At 69.2% G+C, this 16996-nt stretch carries 19 protein-coding genes; 9 read left to right on the top strand and 10 right to left on the bottom strand.

The window, feature by feature from the left end; translation table 11 throughout:
* Positions 1-3: 3 nt before the first annotated feature.
* Together MUG96_RS09545 and MUG96_RS09540 are read right to left on the bottom strand one after the other, a co-directional pair.
* A complete protein-coding gene (locus MUG96_RS09545; protein ID WP_246981943.1) occupies positions 4-615 on the bottom strand; it encodes a DUF998 domain-containing protein in 612 nt (203 codons plus the stop codon).
* Positions 616-709: 94 nt separating this feature from the next.
* The gene (locus MUG96_RS09540) at positions 710-1924 is read right to left on the bottom strand and encodes a DUF3179 domain-containing protein (protein WP_246981941.1); all 1215 of its coding nucleotides are present in this window, start codon (positions 1922-1924) and stop codon (positions 710-712) included.
* Between the two features lie 102 nt (positions 1925-2026).
* Between MUG96_RS09540 and MUG96_RS09535 the strand changes: the two genes are divergently transcribed.
* A complete protein-coding gene (locus MUG96_RS09535) occupies positions 2027-2560 on the top strand; it encodes a TlpA family protein disulfide reductase (RefSeq protein ID WP_246981939.1) in 534 nt (177 codons plus the stop codon).
* Complete coding sequence (locus tag MUG96_RS09530; RefSeq protein WP_246981937.1) at positions 2557-3270, top strand: cytochrome c biogenesis CcdA family protein; 714 nt, start codon at positions 2557-2559, stop codon at positions 3268-3270. The genes MUG96_RS09535 and MUG96_RS09530 overlap by 4 nt, the downstream gene beginning before the upstream one ends.
* A gap of 15 nt (positions 3271-3285) precedes the next feature.
* On the opposite strand, the gene MUG96_RS09525 is transcribed toward MUG96_RS09530, so the two are convergent.
* Together MUG96_RS09525 and MUG96_RS09520 are read right to left on the bottom strand one after the other, a co-directional pair.
* Positions 3286-3432: a hypothetical protein gene (locus tag MUG96_RS09525; protein WP_246981935.1), complete on the bottom strand. Its 147-nt coding sequence runs from the start codon at positions 3430-3432 to the stop codon at positions 3286-3288.
* 181 nt (positions 3433-3613) lie between these two features.
* A complete protein-coding gene (locus MUG96_RS09520) occupies positions 3614-5755 on the bottom strand; it encodes an AAA family ATPase (protein ID WP_246981933.1) in 2142 nt (713 codons plus the stop codon).
* Positions 5756-5832: 77 nt separating this feature from the next.
* On the opposite strand from MUG96_RS09520, the gene MUG96_RS24150 reads away from it, so the two are divergent.
* Together MUG96_RS24150 and MUG96_RS09515 are read left to right on the top strand one after the other, a co-directional pair.
* Positions 5833-5967 carry a DUF7128 family protein gene (locus MUG96_RS24150; RefSeq protein WP_256465377.1) on the top strand — a complete coding sequence of 45 codons (135 nt, stop codon included), beginning with the start codon at positions 5833-5835 and terminating at the stop codon, positions 5965-5967.
* A gap of 78 nt (positions 5968-6045) precedes the next feature.
* The gene (locus MUG96_RS09515) at positions 6046-7218 is read left to right on the top strand and encodes a matrixin family metalloprotease (protein WP_246981931.1); all 1173 of its coding nucleotides are present in this window, start codon (positions 6046-6048) and stop codon (positions 7216-7218) included.
* 3 nt (positions 7219-7221) lie between these two features.
* Here MUG96_RS09515 and MUG96_RS09510 read toward each other — a convergent pair whose 3' ends face one another.
* Positions 7222-7683, bottom strand: a complete 462-nt coding sequence (locus MUG96_RS09510) for a universal stress protein (protein ID WP_246981930.1) — start codon at positions 7681-7683, stop codon at positions 7222-7224.
* 115 nt (positions 7684-7798) lie between these two features.
* On the opposite strand from MUG96_RS09510, the gene MUG96_RS09505 reads away from it, so the two are divergent.
* Entirely contained in the window at positions 7799-9664 is a 1866-nt protein-coding gene (locus MUG96_RS09505; protein WP_373221641.1) for a DEAD/DEAH box helicase, read from the top strand.
* 79 nt (positions 9665-9743) lie between these two features.
* Here the strand turns inward: MUG96_RS09505 and MUG96_RS09500 are convergent, their stop codons facing one another.
* A complete protein-coding gene (locus tag MUG96_RS09500; protein WP_246981928.1) occupies positions 9744-9989 on the bottom strand; it encodes a DUF8015 family protein in 246 nt (81 codons plus the stop codon).
* 368 nt (positions 9990-10357) lie between these two features.
* Between MUG96_RS09500 and MUG96_RS09495 the strand changes: the two genes are divergently transcribed.
* Both MUG96_RS09495 and MUG96_RS09490 read left to right on the top strand, forming a co-directional pair.
* A complete protein-coding gene (locus MUG96_RS09495; protein WP_246981926.1) occupies positions 10358-10621 on the top strand; it encodes a zinc ribbon domain-containing protein in 264 nt (87 codons plus the stop codon).
* Between the two features lie 110 nt (positions 10622-10731).
* On the top strand, positions 10732-10938 hold the full coding sequence (locus MUG96_RS09490; RefSeq protein ID WP_246981917.1) for a hypothetical protein: 207 nt from the start codon (positions 10732-10734) through the stop codon (positions 10936-10938).
* Positions 10939-11000: 62 nt separating this feature from the next.
* Here the strand turns inward: MUG96_RS09490 and MUG96_RS09485 are convergent, their stop codons facing one another.
* Positions 11001-12755: a MutS-related protein gene (locus MUG96_RS09485; protein WP_246981914.1), complete on the bottom strand. Its 1755-nt coding sequence runs from the start codon at positions 12753-12755 to the stop codon at positions 11001-11003.
* Between the two features lie 155 nt (positions 12756-12910).
* Between MUG96_RS09485 and MUG96_RS09480 the strand changes: the two genes are divergently transcribed.
* On the top strand, positions 12911-13645 hold the full coding sequence (locus tag MUG96_RS09480; RefSeq protein ID WP_246981904.1) for a hypothetical protein: 735 nt from the start codon (positions 12911-12913) through the stop codon (positions 13643-13645).
* Positions 13646-13679: 34 nt separating this feature from the next.
* On the opposite strand, the gene MUG96_RS09475 is transcribed toward MUG96_RS09480, so the two are convergent.
* On the bottom strand, positions 13680-14159 hold the full coding sequence (locus tag MUG96_RS09475) for an SRPBCC family protein (RefSeq protein ID WP_246981896.1): 480 nt from the start codon (positions 14157-14159) through the stop codon (positions 13680-13682).
* Between the two features lie 121 nt (positions 14160-14280).
* Between MUG96_RS09475 and MUG96_RS09470 the strand changes: the two genes are divergently transcribed.
* Positions 14281-14733: a universal stress protein gene (locus MUG96_RS09470; RefSeq protein WP_246981894.1), complete on the top strand. Its 453-nt coding sequence runs from the start codon at positions 14281-14283 to the stop codon at positions 14731-14733.
* Positions 14734-14747: 14 nt separating this feature from the next.
* Here the strand turns inward: MUG96_RS09470 and MUG96_RS09465 are convergent, their stop codons facing one another.
* Together MUG96_RS09465 and MUG96_RS09460 are read right to left on the bottom strand one after the other, a co-directional pair.
* Complete coding sequence (locus MUG96_RS09465; RefSeq protein ID WP_246981892.1) at positions 14748-16007, bottom strand: Glu/Leu/Phe/Val family dehydrogenase; 1260 nt, start codon at positions 16005-16007, stop codon at positions 14748-14750.
* A 94-nt stretch (positions 16008-16101) separates the two neighbouring features.
* Entirely contained in the window at positions 16102-16953 is an 852-nt protein-coding gene (locus MUG96_RS09460) for an HpcH/HpaI aldolase/citrate lyase family protein (protein ID WP_246981890.1), read from the bottom strand.
* Between the last annotated feature and the right edge of the window lie 43 nt (positions 16954-16996).

The following is a 16996-nucleotide window of genomic DNA, read 5'->3' as shown; positions in this document are numbered from 1 at the left end:
CGGTTAGCCGAGCCCGAGCCGACGGCGGACGTCGACACTCGTCGCCACCGCCCAGACGCCGAAGACCGTGGCGCCGACGATCTCCGGCAGCGCCAGCCCGGGCCGCACGAACGGGCCGGTCAGCCCCCAGACGACCCACGCCGCGAGGTTCGCGACCCCCGCACCGGCTGTCAGCAGGCCACGCCGACGCGCGCCGGCGAGGGCGTTCCCCGCGCCGTACGTCCAGCACGCGAGCGACAGCAGGACGTAGAACGCGACGGCGACCGCGAAGTGCGGGTCGCGGTGTTGCGGGAAGACGCCGATCAGTGCCATCGCGACCACCGTGAGGCCGAACAGGGCGACGCCGGCGAGTTCGACGGCGTTCCGGCGGGCCGCCAGGAGCGTCGGCCCGAACCCGAGCCCCACGAGGCCGCCCAGGAGCAGGCCGTTGTTGAACAGCAGTCGCGTCGTCGGCGTCGCGACGGCCGCGTCGGGGCCGCCGAGGTTCGAGAGCGCCTTCGCCGTCCACGAAAACGACGGCGAGAGCAGGGTCGCGGCGAAGATGGCCCCCAGTGTCAGTACCGGCGCGAGAGCGCCAGCGGCCGCGCTCGCCCGTCGCAGTCGGTCGGCAGGCATATCGGCGGCCGACGCCCGGCCGCGGTATCAACCCACGGGATTCCGCGCGGCCGTGACCGCTCTGTGAGGTGACCGTGGCTGTGCCACGGCCTTCCTACCCGACGGGCGTCGTTCCGGCACTGCCGTCGCCGTAGACGTCCGTTCCGGGGTTGAAATCGCGCCACGCGAACCAGAACATCGGCGAGCGGTCGTTGGCCCGGTCGAGCGTCGTGCCCTCGTAGGAGCCATCGGTAGCCGTCGCCGTCGCGACCGACCACCGGGAGCCGCCCGCGGCCAGCGCGTCGCCGTCCCGCTCGAAGGTCAGCGTCGTTCCATCGACGCGCCGGTCGTAGGCGTACAGGCGGCCGTCGTCGCCGACGGTCACGACGACCGGCAGGTCCCCTACGGTGTCGTTCAAGACGCCGGCCTCGCGGACGGCGGGGAGCGGGTACGCACGGCTCGTGTCGCCGCTGGTCACGCCGACGACCGTCGTCTTTGGGTGGAGCCGACCGCCGTCCTCGCGGTCGCCGATACCGATCCGGCGGCTGTCGTCGTAGGCGGCGTAGGGGTCGACGGCGTACCGGCGGCGGACGCGGCCAGCGACCGTGTCCGAGATCGGCGGCGGGAGGAGGACCTCGGTGTCGGGGTGGGCCTCACGCCAGGAACCCCAGGCGGTGAACGACGACGGGGTGAGCGAGAGTCGGTCGCCGGTCGCCGGCCCCTGGATGGCCTGTGCGAGTATCTGACTCCACAGGCTCTCGGTCGCCTCGTCGTACATCACGAGGTCCGCCCTGTAGAGCAGGCCGGAGACGCCGAAGGTCGTCGGCTCGCCGTCGACGCGGCGCTCGGCCGTCACCGCGCTCCCACAGAGCGGGCAGTAGGTGACCAGCAGCGGCCCCGCGAAGGTGTCGTTGACGACCTCGTGCCAGTTGAGCACGCGCAGGGGGTAGGCGCGCGCCCGGCCGTCGCGCTCGACGCCGATGACCTGGTCGTCGTCGTTCAGCGCCAGTCCCTCCGGAAGTGAGCTATCGTACCCCTGTGACCGCTGGGTCACGTCGCTCCAGTCGGCACCGAACACGGGGTCGGTGATCGCCGGGATGGCGTCACGCGGCGCGCCGCGGTCGAGCGCCGAGTCGGGTACCGGGAGGTCCGTCCCGTCGACTGCCGTCCCGGTGACTCGACCCGGCGTTCGCGTCGCGGGGGACGCGGTCGCGGCCGTGCCCGGTATGCCGGTGTCGGTCCCCTGCCCGTCCCCGGAACGACCACCCTGACACCCCGCGGCAGCCGCGACCGCCGCGGTGAGCGAGGCGAGATAGGCCCGTCGGCGCATTACAGTCCTCTGGTAGTCACAGCCACATATACCGCGTGGGGGTGTGTACCGCGATAGCACACACGCCGAGTCGTTTTTCACCACCGACGCGTGAGAAACGGTATGGACGACCGGAGCCGCCGCGCGGTCCTCGCGTCGAGCGGTGTGGCGCTGGCCGCCCTCGCCGGCTGTACCAGCCTTCCCGGGAGCGCTGCCGGCGGCGACGGCGCCGCGGACGAGTCGACGCCGGCGGGGTTGACCCTCGACACCTACGACGTGGCCGGCTCCTCCGGCGAGACGGTGCCGGTCCGGGCACCGGATTCGGTCACGCTGCTCGACTTCTTCGCGACGTGGTGTGCCCCCTGCAAGCCGATGATGGACGAACTGCGCCAGGTCCGCGCCGACTTCCCCGACATCCACATGCTCTCGATCACCTGGGAGACCGAGCAGGCCGCAATCGAGTCGTTCTGGCGGGAGTACGAGGGGACCTGGAACGTCGCGAGCGACCCCGACATCACGACCGGCGAGGAGTACGGTGTCGGCGGCCAGTTGCCGACGACGCTCCTGCTCGACGCCGACGGGACCGAGGCCTGGCGCCACACCGGCCTCGTGCGAGCCGACGACATCGCCGCCGAGGTGGAGGCCGCGCAGGAATGATCGATCTCGGGTCGCTCAAACTCGGCCTCGCGTTCTCCTTTGGCACGGTCACCTTCTTCGCCCCCTGTGCGTTCCCGCTCCTGCCGGGCTACGTGGCCTACTACCTCGGGTCCAGCGGGGACGACGACACGAGCCGGCCGCTCCCGAACCGGCTCGGGCGGGCGGCCTACGTCGGTGTCGTCACCAGCCTCGGGTTCTTTCTCGTCTACGGCGCCCTCGCGGCGATTGCGGTCCTCGTCGGCCAGCAGGCGCTCAGGAACGTCAGCGTCCTCGAACTCGTCGTCGGCGTCCTGTTGATCGTCCTCGGAATCGGGATGGCACTGGGGCGGTTCCAGGCGTCGTCGTTACATCTCCAGTTGCCCGAGCGCGAACGGTCGACGCTCGGCTACCTCAGTTTCGGCGTCGTCTACGCGGCGGCAGCGGCGGGCTGTACCGCCCCGTCGTTCATCGCCATCGTCGGCCTGGGCCTCGCCGGTGGCCCGACCTCGATGGCGGCCATGCTCGGCGCCTACGCCGCTGGCATGAGCGTGCTGATGATCGCCGTGACGACACTCTCCGCGGTCGGCCGCGACACGCTTCTTCGCCGCGTCTCCGCGCGGACGGGACAGATCACGCGCCTCGCCGGCGTGGTGATGGTGCTGGCCGGCATCGTCCAGTTGTACTTTTTCCTGTTCCGGTTCGACGGGCTGGCGACGCTCGGGCTGGTGTGAAGTCGTAAAAAGCGATCAGGCGCCGTGGTCGTCGCTCTCGGCCTCGAAGAGGCCACGAATCTGGACTTCGTTGTCGGTCGCGAACATCAACTGCGCGCCGGTCGTTTCCGTGCTGGTCGTCGTCGTAGGTCGACTGTCGTCGGTTCGGAGTCGTGTGCTCATTGTTGGAAGTCGGGGGCGGACGTTCGATGCCGATACCGCTACGCGTCTCAAAGAAGGAGTCGGTGTACGCGTACGGTCGAAATCATCGGCTTACCTCACCGTTTTGCCCTATCTATAATAAATGTTCCTGTTGGACGCCGCCGTCACCGGGTCAGTCGGTGGTGACTGCGGCGGTGGTCGGTCACAGGTCGCTGTCGAGGTCGTCGGCCGCGGCGTCGAAGTGGCTCCTGCGGATGGACACCTCGTCGGCCCGCTCGGCGGCGGTCTCGGGGCCGTGCTCGATGGCGAACTCGCGGATGGCCCGCATCGACGCGCCGCGGACGAGCGATTCGAGGTCGGCACCGGAGTACTCGGTCGTCTCGGCCGCCAGCCGGTCGAGGTCCACGTCCTCGGCGAGTGGTTTGTCACGAGTGTGGACCTCGAGGATGGCGCGACGCTCGTTTTCGCCGGGTTCGGGAACCGGAACGTGTTCTTCGAGCCGACCCGGGCGCAGCAGCGCGGGGTCGAGAGCTTCCTTCCGGTTCGTGGCAGCGATGACGACCACGTTCGGGTCCTCGGCGTTCCCGTCGAGTTCGGTCAGCAACTGTGAGACGACCCGCTCGGTGGCCTCGTTCCCCCCGCCGCGCTGGGTGGCGATGGCGTCGATTTCGTCGAAGAAGACGATGGCCGGCGAGGCCTGTCGGGCGCGCTCGAACACCTCCCGGACCGCCTTCTCGGACTCGCCGACGTACTTGTCGAGCAGTTCCGGGCCGGCGACGCGGATGAAGTTCACCTCGCTCTCGCCGGCCAGCGCCGTCGCGAGCAGTGTCTTCCCAGTCCCAGGCGGGCCGTAGAGCAGGACCCCCGAGGGCGGGTCCGTTGCCGTCGCCTCGAACAGTTCGGTGTACGAGAGCGGCCACATCACCGCCTCCTCGAGTTTGCGCTGTGCGGCCTCCAGCCCGCCCACGTCGGCGAAGGTCTTCGTGGGTTTTTCGGCGACGTACTCCCGCATCGCCGAGGGGTCGACGGCGGCCATGGCCGCCTCGAAGTCATCGCGCGCGACCATCGGCTCCGCGCGGGTTCGCCGCAGGGCGTTCATCGCGGCCTCGGTCACGAGCGACTGGAGGTCGGCGCCGACGAAGCCGTGGGTCCGGGCCGCCAGTCGGTCGAGGTCCACGTCGTCCGCGATGGGCATTTCGCGGGTGTGAACATCGAGGATTTCGCGCCGCCCGGTCTCGCCGGGGACGCCGATCTCGATCTCGCGGTCGAACCGGCCGCCGCGACGCAGGGCGGGGTCGATGACGTCGACGCGGTTGGTCGCGCCGATGACGATGACGCGGCCCCGCTCCGCCAGCCCGTCCATCAGCGTCAGCAGTTGGGCGACGATCCGGTTTTCCATGTCCGCGTCCTCGTCGCGCGTCCCCGCGATGGAGTCGATCTCGTCGATGAAGAGGATCGCCGGGGCGTTGTCCGACGCCGTGCGGAAGGCGTCCCGGAGCTGTTCCTCGCTTTCGCCCTTGTACTTCGAGACGATCTCCGGCCCGGAGATGGTCTGGAAGTGGGCGTCGACCTCGTTCGCGACCGCGCGGGCGATGAGGGTCTTCCCGGTTCCGGGCGGGCCGTAGAGCAGGACGCCCTTCGGCGGGTCGATACCGAGCCGGCGGAACACGTCCGGCTCCGAGAGGGGGAGTTCGATCATCTCCCGGATCGTGTCGAGTTCGTCGTCGAGCCCGCCGATGTCCTCGTAGGTGACGCCCAGTCCGGCGGCCTCGTCGGCGTCGTCGCCGGACGTCCCCCCTGCAGACGTCTCAGCGGTCTCGCCGCCGGCCGCACCCAGATCCCCGTCGAGATCGACGGTCATCCCATCGAGAACCGAGAACTCGGTCGATTCGGTGATCCTGACCGGCCCCGTCGGGTCGGCGAGGGAGACGACGAAGGTGCCCATCCCCTCGACGTTGACGCGCTCGCCCTCCCGGATCGGCCGGTCGAGCAGTCGCTCTTTGACCCGGTCGTCGACGCCCTCGTCGTCGGGGAGCGCGGAGGTCGGGCGGACGGTGACGACGGTCGCGTCCTGGATGGAGGTGGTGGAGACGGTGACGGTGTCGCCGACGTTGACGCCGGCGTTGGCGCGGGTGTCGGCGTCGATGCGGATGACGTCGTCGCCGCCGTCGCGCATCGGCCACACCTTCGCGACGGTCCGTTTCTCGCCCTCGATGACGACCGCGTCGCCGCTGAGGACGTTGAGTCGCTGGCGCGCCGGCTCCGGCAGGCGGGCGACGCCGCGGCCGGCGTCGCGCTTGTCCGCGCCCTTGACCGTGAGTTCGATACCGCCACCGTGGCTCATATCCACCCCTTCTGGGTCCACGTGCTTCAGGCTTCCCCGGGGGAACGGTTTTCACGCCGGACACACGACCCTCACGTATGGTGGTCCAGACCGAGCGTGACGACGCGACCTGGTACGAGTGTGAGCAGTGTGGGATGCTGTTCGACGAGAAGCAGGACGCCGCACAGCACGAGGACACCTGCGACGCCGAAGACCCCTCGTACATCCAGTGACAGCGCGGGGAGTCAGCGGGGTTAGGTATCGTGAAACGGCCAGCAGGTACTTCTTCGACGACCGCCGAGAGCCGACGGATGCGAGTTGCGCTTTTTTTCGGTGTCGTCGTCCTCCTGGCCGGCTGTAGCGGCCTCCCCGTCGACACCGGTACCGACACGACGCCGACCGAGGACCGGTCGCCCGCCGCGACCCCGCGGCCGACGACGGGGGACTCGACAGCCACGGCACCCGCGACGGACGAACGGGCGACCACCGGGGCCACGCCAACGGCAGCGAGTCGGACGACCGAGATCGGCGACCCCGCCGACGGCGAGACGACAGACGACGGGACGGCGACCACGGCCGACAACCCCTGGGGCGAGCGGACGGTCTCGGTCGCGCTCGTCCGAAACGGCCACGAACGGACGGACTACGAGCGCGCACTCTTGGAGACGTTCGACTACTGGCAGAATCACATCGCGCTGGCGGACTATCAGGTGGCCTTCGAGCTCGTGAACGACACCGCCGACGCCGACGTCCGCGTCGAAATCCGGGAGGAAGTGGGCAGTTGCGGCTACGACCAGGGGGAGTACCTGGTCGGCTGTGCGCCGCTGATCGAGCGCGGAACCGAACCGGACCGGCCGGCGACCGTCCGGATCGAGGCGGGATTCGATCGGCGGAGCACCCGGAGCGTCATGATCCACGAGTTCGGGCACGTCCTCGGGATCGGACACGGCGAGCCGCCCGAGTCGTACATGACTGCCAACAACACCCTGTTCACCGTCGAACGGCCCGATGCGACCGAGCGGGCGTACCCCTGGGGGACGACGGACTTCCGCGTGTACGTCGCCACGGCGGACCTCCCGGACGACGAGCGGACTGCCACCCGCGAGCAGGTGCGCCACGTCGTCGACTACTACAACCGGATTCGAGACGTGGACGAGTCGGTCCCTTCGAACGTAACCTTCCGGCTGGTCGAAACGCCGACGGAGGCGAACGTCTTCGTCTCGTTCCCGGAGCAGCTGTCGTGTGGTCCTGACGAGGGGAGCTGTGGCGGCCTGTTCGGCCCCGACCTCGACGGGGACGGCGCTATCGAGACCTACGACCGACTGAACGTGACGGTCTCGGGGCTCGACGCCGACGCACGGGGCTGGCACGTCGGCTACTGGGTCGGGCGCTCGCTGGGCATCGTGGAGTCGGACCTCCCCGACCCGTTCGTGGACCCGAGCTACCGCGAAATCCGCTCGGACTGGTGGACCGAGGCGCCCTGACCGTCACTCCGCGGCCGGGTCACCGTCCGCGGATTTCGATATCGCCACCGAAAGGACCGGGATTTCGGTCTTCGCGAGGACGCGCTCGGTCGTGCTGCCGATGAGGTGTTCGACGCCGCGGCGCCCGAAGGTCCCCATCACGACGAGGTCGGCATCGTTCGCGGTCGCGTAGTCGACGATGGCCTCGTTGATGTGCATCCCGCGGACCACGTCCGTCGTGACCGGGACGTCGGCGTCCCCTGCCATGGCCTCGATGTCCGCGACAGCGTCCGTACCATGCTGTTTCATCTCGCCGATGGCGTCGTTCATCGGTTTCGTGCTCACGAAGAGGTTGCTCGCGCTCTCGTCGATGACGTAGACGACGAGCAGTTCCGCGCCGACTTCAGCCGCGAGGTCGATGGCCTCGCGTGCGGCCGCCTGCGCCGCCTCGCTCCCGTCCGTCGGGACGAGAATCCGGTCGTACATACGGCGGGGTACGACCGGGAGTCACTTAATCGGGTCCCCGCGGCCGCCGCCGATTCGGGGCTGGCCCCGCCCGCACACGCAAACCGTTTGACCGTTCGGCGATTACACGGAGCCAGTGACCGACGACGCCGACGACGCGGCGACAGAAGCGGGGGACGGCAGTCGCACCGAGAGCGGGCCGGACCTGGACGCGGACGCGTTCACGGACCTGATCCAGCGGATCGGCCGCCCGGTCGTGACGGCCGCCCGGGTCGCCGAGGAACTGGACTGCTCACAGGAGGCCGCCAGCGAGTCGCTCGGGGCGCTCGTCGACGAGGAGTTGCTCCAGCGACTCGACGTGTCCACGGACCCGGTGGTGTGGTACCCGACGGACTGGTCGCGGCTGACCGACCGGGAACGGGTGATCCCGTTCCCGAAGCGCCGCGAGGTCGTGGTCGACCACCCCACGCAGTTCACGCGGGCACAGCTGTCCCAGTTCGCCCATCTGGTCGACACCACCCACAGGGGCTACCTCTACGAAATCCGTCGAGAGGACATCTGGAACGCCCCGTACGAGGAGTTCGAGGAGCTTCTGACGACGGTCCGGGACGTCCTTCCCGAACGCGTCCCCGCGCTGGAGGAGTGGATCGAGGACCAGTGGAAGCGCGCCCACCGGTTCACGCTCCGGACCCACGAGGACGGGTACGTCGTCCTCGAAGCCGCCTCGGAGAGCCTGATGGGCAACGTCGCCCGCGAGAAACTCGACGACGACCAGCTGCGAGCGCCCATCTCCGACACCGAGAGCTGGGTCGCCGAGGACCGCGTCTCGGCGGTCAAGCGCATCCTCTACGAAGCCGGCTACCCCGTGCAGGACGAGCGCGACCTCGATACCGGCGAGGCGCTCGACCTCGATCTGACGCTGGACCTGCGGGACTACCAGCACGCCTGGGTCGAGCAGTTCATGGAGACGAAATCCGGCGTCCTCGTCGGGCCGCCGGGGGCCGGCAAGACCGTCGCCGCGCTGGGCATCCTCGCCCGCGTCGGCGGGGAGACGCTGGTGCTCGTCCCGAGCCGCGAACTCGTCGGGCAGTGGCGCGAGGAGATTCTCGCCCGGACGACCCTCACCGAGGACCAGATCGGGGAGTACCACGGCGGGACGAAGGAGGTACGACCGGTAACCATCGCCACGTACCAGACGGCCGGGATGGACCGCCACCGCGAACTGTTCGACAGCCGCCAGTGGGGGCTCGTGGTCTACGACGAGGTACACCACATCCCGAGCGCGGTGTATCGGCGGAGCGCGGACCTCCAGACCAAACACCGGCTCGGCCTCTCGTCGACCCCCGTCCGCGAGGACGACAAGGAGGAAGAAATCTACACGCTCATTGGGCCACCCATCGGGACGGACTGGGACGCGCTGTTCGACGCGGGCTTCGTCGCGGAGCCGGAGGTCCAGATCAGGTACGTCCCCTGGGCCGACGAGGACAGCCGGAACCAGTACGTGAGCAGTAACGGGCACGAGCGCCGTCAGCAGGCGGCCACGAACCCGGCGAAACTGGAGGAGGTCCGGCACCTCCTGGCCCGCCACGCCGACAAGAAAGCACTGGTGTTCGTCGACTACCTCGACCAGGGCCGCGAGTTCTCGGCGGCGCTCGACGTGCCGTTCGTCAGCGGAGAGATGCCACACAGCCGCCGGGAGCGACTCCTGGAGGAGTTCCGGACCGGCCAGCGGGACACGCTGCTCGTCTCGCGGGTCGGCGACGAGGGAATCGACCTCCCGGACGCGGAGCTGGCTATCGTCGCGTCGGGCCTGGGCGGCTCCCGCCGCCAGGGTGCCCAGCGCGCGGGCCGGACGATGCGGCCGGAGGGGCGGTCGCTCGTCTACGTCCTCGCCACGCGAGGTTCGAACGAGGAGGAGTTCGCACGCCAGCGGCTCCGCCACCTGGAGGAGAAAGGCGTCCGCGTCACGGAGTCCGAGGCGGAGGCAGTGGAGTCGGAGTGACGGCTATCGGTGGGGGCGGGCTACCCGGTGATGGACGGGTCGCTACCGAGTGAGACGCCAACGGCGGCGAGGCGAAGCGTCACTCGCCGTCGGGGCGGATTGGAGGGTTGAAAAAGAGCGCGTCGGCCATCGCGATGGACCCGATCAGCGCGGCGGCGAGCAGTGCCGTTCGCGTCGAGATCGGGAGCAGGTGCCCCACGAGGACGCTCACCAGGAACGCCACCGGAATGACGGCGAGCACGATGTCGTAGTGTGACAGCGAGGCGAGAAGACCGAACGGTCTCTCGCGTCGAGCGGTCCGAGTGACGTCGTCACTATCAGTCATGGCTCTGGGCACCTCCACGTGTGAATATACCCCGTTTTCCCACTAAAATTTTACCCCAATACCATCATCCAACACCATCGAAACGAGCGGTAGGTGTCACTTGTAATATCGGTATAACTTATGCGGTAGTTTTTCAGGAATAACCGACGGAGAGGGGTGGAGTGGCACTCGCCAGGGAACGAAGGAACCGGACAGCTAGCAGCGACCGCGGGGCGAGTTCCATAGTGGAAGGTCACCCGTGACGCCGTCCGCGCCGTGTGAGAAATCCTATCTGTTCGGAGGAGAGTCGCCCGAAGCCGAACCAGGACCGGTCGATACGGCGACTGGCACAACGGTTTAGTGTTGCCCGACCGTATCTCGTACCCGCAATGAGGGCCGAGGTATGGGTCCACGGAGCCGTCTTCGCACTCGCGGTTGCCCAGTTTTTCGTCTTCTGGTATCTCTACCGCCGGTCTGGAATGTCGAGCGCCACCGAGACGGGAGGGAGCAGCACAGCGGCGGCGGCCGAGGGCACCCGAGAGACGGGCGATCACCACGTCGCCTGCCCGAACTGCGGGGCACTCAACACCGCCCAGTTCCGGTACTGCCAGGACTGCGTCGCGGAACTCCCCCGCAACGCACGCACCGATTGATATCCGCAACCGGGCATCCCGAACGAGGTCACTGCGCGTCTCGACAGTTCTACCACGGTGGCTCGTCGTGAGCCGTAAAGCCAAGGAGGGACGATTTCCTGGGAAACGATATGCCCGACGAGTTCGCTGATAGATTGCGCGGCCGGCGAGCACGGACGACGGTTGACGGGACGGAGTGTGCGGGGACGATCACGTCGGTCACGTACACGCTCAAGGGCGGTGAACCCGTCGTCGAACTGTCGTTAGACGAACCCACCCCGACCGGTCGGGAGGCCGTCGCCGTCGGGCTCGGTGACCTCGACAGGGCCGCCGACTGACGGTGACGGGGCCGGGCTCCCCCAGGGCCCGGCTGTGAATGGGCTCGGCCGACCCGGTCGCGTCAGCCCGACCAACGTGCGTCAGCGAGCGTTCGCTGGACTGCTTCCTCGCCGACGGCGGTCGCGAGGGTCTCGAAGCCGGCGCGCTCGCTGCGGTCGGTGGCGTCGGCGACGAGCCGCGAGACGATGAACTCCGGCGTGGAGCGGCCGACGGTCCCGAAGCGGGGCTGGTAGCCGACTTCGAGTTCCAGGTCCGGGTCCAGCCCTTCGGCGAAGATGCCGTCGATCCGGGCGGCGTCGGGCAGCGGTTCGAGGTCGTCGGCGAGGTGCGTGACGAACACGCCCAGCGCGCCGCGGTCGACGGCGAGCGTGACCAGGCCGTGCAGGAGGTCGGCGGCGCTGCCCGGTTCGGTGATCGCCTCGAACTCGTCGACGAGCATCAGCGTCCGGCCCTCGTCGGTCAACGGCGGGACGATGGTCCGGAGCGTCGATTCGAGGACGCCGGCGTTGAAACTCGCGTGTCGCCGGTGGAACACCACCACGTCGACGATCCCGACCTCGGCCTGGGCTGCCGGGACGGGCAACCCCATCTGTGCGAGCAACTGGACCTGACAGAGCGTCTCCAGCAGCGTCGTCTTCCCGCCGCTGTTCGCCCCGGTCAGGACCGAGACGCTGTCGCCAGTGGGCGGTGCCGTCGCGCTCGCGAGGCCGAGTTCGTGGTCGCCGACGGCGTAGGTGACCGGCTGGATGTCCTCGTCAGCCGCCCGGAGCGCGAGGTTGCGCGCGTCCGCGACGGCGACCGTCTCCCGGTCCGCCACGAACGCCGGCCGCGAGAGGTCGTACGCGAGCGCGAAGCGGGCGAGCGAGACGTAGAAAGCGATGTCGTCGACGGCCGCCACCGCCGCGTCGATGTCTTCGCGCGCGTCCTCGATAGCGCCTTCGAGGTCGGCGGCGATCTCGTCTTCGCGGTCCGCGATGGCCTCGCGGCGGTCGTCTGCCAGCGCCCGAAGCGTCCCGCCGACGAACCCCGCGGCGTCGGTCGCGTCCGCCGGCATCGCCTCCCTGACCGCAGAGAGCGAGACGCCGGTCTCGGCGACGACGTACTCGACGAACGCCTCGCGGAACTCGTCGGTCCCGCGAGCGCCCTGCTGTACCGTTTCGACTACGTCCGCCTGGTTCGCGGCCAGTTCGTCCACGGCAACCGACTGCTCGCGGAGCTCGTCCAGCCGGTCGTCCGCGCCCTCGCCGACGGCCCCGTCGTCGAGGGCGGCCAGCGCCGTGGCCGCGTCCGTCAGCGCGTCGGCGTCGATGTCGTCGAGCCGCTCGAAGACACCGCCCTCGACGCCGGCGTCGAGGAGGTCGAGCGCGGTCAGCGCGGCCGACCGCTCCCCGCCGGCGACGCTATCGTGGGCCTCGAAGGCGTCGATTACCGCTGCCTGCGTCGGGTCGTCCAGCCCCGCCCAGGCATCGACGGCGTCGAGGACGGTGTCCATCCGTTCGGCGATCGCCTCGCGGTCCCGCAGCGGCGTGAGCACGCGGATTCGGTCCTCGGCGTGGCGCGTGACGGCGAACTCGCTGGCGAAATCGAGGATGTCCTTGTACACGTCGCGGGTGTCCCGCGTCGCGAGGACGTCCATCCCCTCGCCGCCCTGTGCGCGCCTGAGGATTCGGGTGGCCCGCCCGCGGCTGAGGCCGGCGTCCATCAGCGCGCGGCTGTCGGCGTTCTCGATGGCCTCGATGGCCGCGGCCTCGCCGATCTCCTCGACGAGCAACTCCCGGGTCTTCGGCCCGACGCCCCAGTAGTCCTCCAGTCGCATACCGCCGCCCAGAACTGGCGCGGTCTTAGCGGTTGGGGACTCGCGACGGCCGGTCCCAGTGGCAAACCGAGGGCGTCCGTCGAGACGGGTCGAAATCGGGGGCACACTAGAGAGATAGGGGCGCGGATTATGACTGGAAGACCGGACGTTCACCCATGCGGAAAGAAAATGCAGGGGAGGCGAGTCGGTACGGACAGCAACCATCACGCTCCCGGCGCGCCGTCCTCGGTACGCTGGGTGCCGCGGCCGGTATCGCGCTCGCAGGGTGTAGCGGCGGTGGCGGCGACGACGGCTCGACGGACGACGAGTCCGGAGACGACGGCTCGGGAGACGACGGTGCGAACGGCGACGGCTCGAACGGCGACGGTGGCGACGGTGGCGGAAGCGGTGGCGAGAACGGGGACAGTGACGGCGGCGGTGGTGGCGGCGACGGGAGCAGCGGTGGCACGACGCCGAGCGGCTGTCCGTCGCCGCCGTTCTCTTACAGCGAGTACACCGTCTCGTACCCGGACCAGCAGTACCCGGCGTTCGCCGTGGACGCGCCGGGTTTCGCCCAGGTCGTGACGGCGGGCGGCGTCTCGTTCAATTACCAGACCGACAGCGGGTCGTACACGACCGTATCCGCTTCGCACTGGGAGACCACGAGCAGTGTGTCCGACATCACCGAGTCCCTGGCGGAACAGTACGAGGAGACGACGAGCGAGTACGACCTCCAGCCGGACGGCGCGCGCTCGTTCACGTTCGACAGGATCGGAACCACGATCGTCGTCTACCCGACGCAGAGCGGCGCGTCGTCGGTCTCACTCGGGTTCCAGGGAGCAGCCGATGACTGTCCCGATACGGTGGAGGCACTCAGAACCCACATGATCGAGTCGATTCGGCTGGCCTGACGAACACCGGGCAGGGACGAGGGGCGACGCGACGCTACTCCAGGATTTCCTTCGTCTTCCGGTGGCGGTATCTGAACATCGGGTCGAGACCGATCACCGCCAGCGGGCCGAGGGCGTCGCCGATGGGACCGAGCGGAAGCCGGTACTCCACGCGGTCGTTGACGACCGTCTCGTCGCCGTCCGCGAAGAAGCGGTGGGTGTGGCGCCAGTGCCGGAAGGGGCCGCCCTCCATCTCGTCGACGAAGTGCGCGCTCCCGTCGCCCTCCTCGCGCTCGACGATCACGGAGGTCCACCCCTGGCGGGGGCCGACGCCGAAGGGCCGCATCGAGGACTCCGCGCGGGACCCGGCGTCGAGCACGTCCGGGTCCGGGTCGCCGTCCGGCCCGGTCACGGATTCGATTTCGAGGTTCATCCATCCCGGCGTGAGTGCCTCCAGCCCGCTGATCTGTGAATGAAACTCCCACACCTCGTCGAACGGTGCCGCGACCCGGACCTCCCGCTGAAAGACTGGCATTGCCCAAAGTAGGGGCGGCGCGGTGAAAACCCCCGCGGTGACCGTCCACGACGGGAAGTTCCGTTATCACTCCCTGGGAACCGAGGGCCCGTTGAAGGTGGTGTGTATCGAACGTCCGAATATGTACGACAGAGTTCTGATACCGACCGACGGGAGCGAGGCGACGACCGAGACGATGAAACACGCGCTCGACCTCGCGGATCGCCACGACGCCGCCGTTCACGCGCTCTACGTCGTCGACGAGCGCCAGTACGGCGGGCTTCCCCCCGAGCGACGGGACGAGGCCGAGGAGACGTTACACAAGAAAGGCGAGCGCGCGGTCGCGGAGGTCGAGATGCGAGCCGACGAACTCGGCGTGGAGACGGCGACGACCGCGGTCCGCGAGGGGATTCCGTCCGAGGTCATCGTCCAGCACGCGCAGGGCAACGACGTGGACGTGATCGTCGTGGGGACCCACGGCGAGGCGGACCACGAGCGACGAGTCAGACTCGGGAGCGTCACCCGGCGCGTCGTCGAATCCGCGACGGTCCCGGTGTTCGTCGTTCACATCGGCGCCGACACCGAGACGCCCTGAGAGACGCGCAGCCCTCAGGGGAAGACGCCACTCTCGTCGGCGGCCTTCGCGACGCGCTGTATCGCGACGACGTAGGCCGCCGTCCGGTAGCTCGGGAGGTCACGCGCCTCGTAGGCGTCGGTGAGACCGTCGAAGGCCTCCGTGATTACGCGTTCGAGTTCGTCGTTGACCCGCTGTTCGGTCCAGTTGAACCGTTGTCGGTTCTGCACCCACTCGAAGTAGGAGACCGTGACACCGCCGGCGTTCGCCAGCACGTCGGGGAACACCGCCACGTCGCGGTCGGTCAGCACGTCGTCGGCGTCCGGCGTGAGCGGCCCGTTCGCCGCCTCGACGATCATGTCCGTGCGCACGTCCTCGGCGATGTCCTCGTCGATGGCGTTTTCGAGTGCCGCCGGAATCACCAGGTCGGCGTCGAGGGTGAGCAGTTCCCGGTTCGTAAGTTCGGACTCGGCGCCGTCGAAGCCGGTCAGCGCGCCCGTCTCCATCTTGTGGGCTTTGGCCGCCGCCACGTCCAGCCCAGCCGGGTCGTAGACCGCGCCCGAGGAGTCCGAGACGGCGACGACGCTCGCACCCAGGTCGTCCGCGATCAGTTCCGCGGCGACCGACCCGGCGTTCCCGAACCCCTGGACGGCGACGGTGGCCTCGGCGATGTCTTTCCCGAGGTACTCGAAGGCCTCGCGCGCGGTCAGCATGACCGACCGGCCCGTCGCTTCGACGCGGCCCTCGCTCCCGCCGCTCGTGAGTGCTTTCCCCGTAATCGTCCCCGGCGCGGTCGTGTTCTCCAGGGTCTCGTAGGTGTCTTTGATCCAGTTCATCTCCCGCTGGCCGGTGTTCACGTCGGGCGCGGGGATGTCCTTGTCCGGCCCGATCAGCGGCCGGAGTTCCTTCGCGTACGACCGGGTGAGCCGCTCCAGTTCGCTCGCGGAGTACTCTCGCGGGTCGACGACGATTCCCCCCTTCCCGCCGCCGTAGGGAATGTCCACGACGGCACACTTGTAGACCATCCACCCCGAGAGGGCCTTCACCTCGTCCCGGGAGACGTTCGGGTGGTACCTGATCCCGCCCTTGTACGGGCCGCGGTCGCCGTTGAACTGCGACCGGTAGGCCTCGAAGAGTTCGATGGAGCCGTCGTCGAGTTCGACGGAGAGGTTCGTCTCGAGGACCCGCTCGGGCCGTTTCAGTCGTTCGAGCACGTCCGGTCCGACGTCGAGGTACGCCGCGGCGTCGTCGATCTGCTCTTGCAGACTCTCGAACGGGTTCACGTCCTCGGACATGCCCCCCACATCGGTGACGGCGGGGATAAACGTACTCCCGATCCGTGTCAGGCAGGCAGGACCGGCCTGCGTGGCGGTTCCGCCGTGGGAGGATTTACCGCTCGCCAGCAGCTCGCGCCCGTTCGAGGACGCGCTCGGCCTGTGCGATCAGCGGGGCGTCGATCATCTCCCCGTCCACACGGAAGACGCCGCGGCCCTCGGCGTCGGCCTCGGCTTTCGCGTCGAGGACCCGCTCCGCCCACTCGACCCGCTCGGGCGCGGGTGTGAACGCGTCGTTGATGACCGGGACCTGCGCCGGGTGGATCGCCATCTTGCCGTCGTAGCCGAGTTCGAGCGCGAAGTCGGTCTCGTCGGCGAGGCCCGACTCGTCTTCGAAGTCGGCGTGGATGGTGTCGATGGCGTCGACGCCGGCGGCGCTTGCCGCGAGCACGACGTGTTCGCGGGCGTACAGTACCTCGGTCCCGTCGTCGGTCCGAGTGGCGCCGAGGTCGGCGGCGAGGTCCTCGGCGCCGAAGGCGACGGCGTCGGTCGCGTCCGCGGCCGCGATGGATTCCGCGTTGAGGACGCCCGCGGCGGACTCGACGAGAGCGACGATTGGGAGGGACCGGCCGTGTTCGTCGAGCAGTGCGTGGAGGGACTGCACGTCGTCGGCCGCCGCGACCTTCGGGAGCATGACGCTGTCGAGTCTGGGGTCGCCGGCCAGCACTGCGCCGAGGTCGTCGTCGGCCGCGATGCCGGTCGGGTTCACGCGGACACAGACCTCGGCGTCGGGGTCGAAGTCGGGGTCGGTCAGCACCTCGGCGACGGCCGCCCGTGCGTCGGCCTTGGCGTCCGGCACGACGGCGTCTTCGAGGTCGAACACGACCACGTCGGCCCCGCTGTCGGGAGCTTTCCGCATGAGTTCGGGCCGGTCGCCCGGCGAGAAGAGGACGCTTCTGCGAGCCATGGCGTGGGGATGCACCGCCAGGGATTTGTGCCTTCGGGGGCGC

Origin of the sequence: Halorientalis marina, assembly GCF_023028345.1 — an archaeon.
GTDB classification, from domain to species: Archaea; Halobacteriota; Halobacteria; order Halobacteriales; family Haloarculaceae; genus Halorientalis; species Halorientalis marina.
The sequence above is the reverse complement of the archived record's forward strand: the minus strand, read 5'-3'. Positions and strand labels throughout refer to the sequence as shown.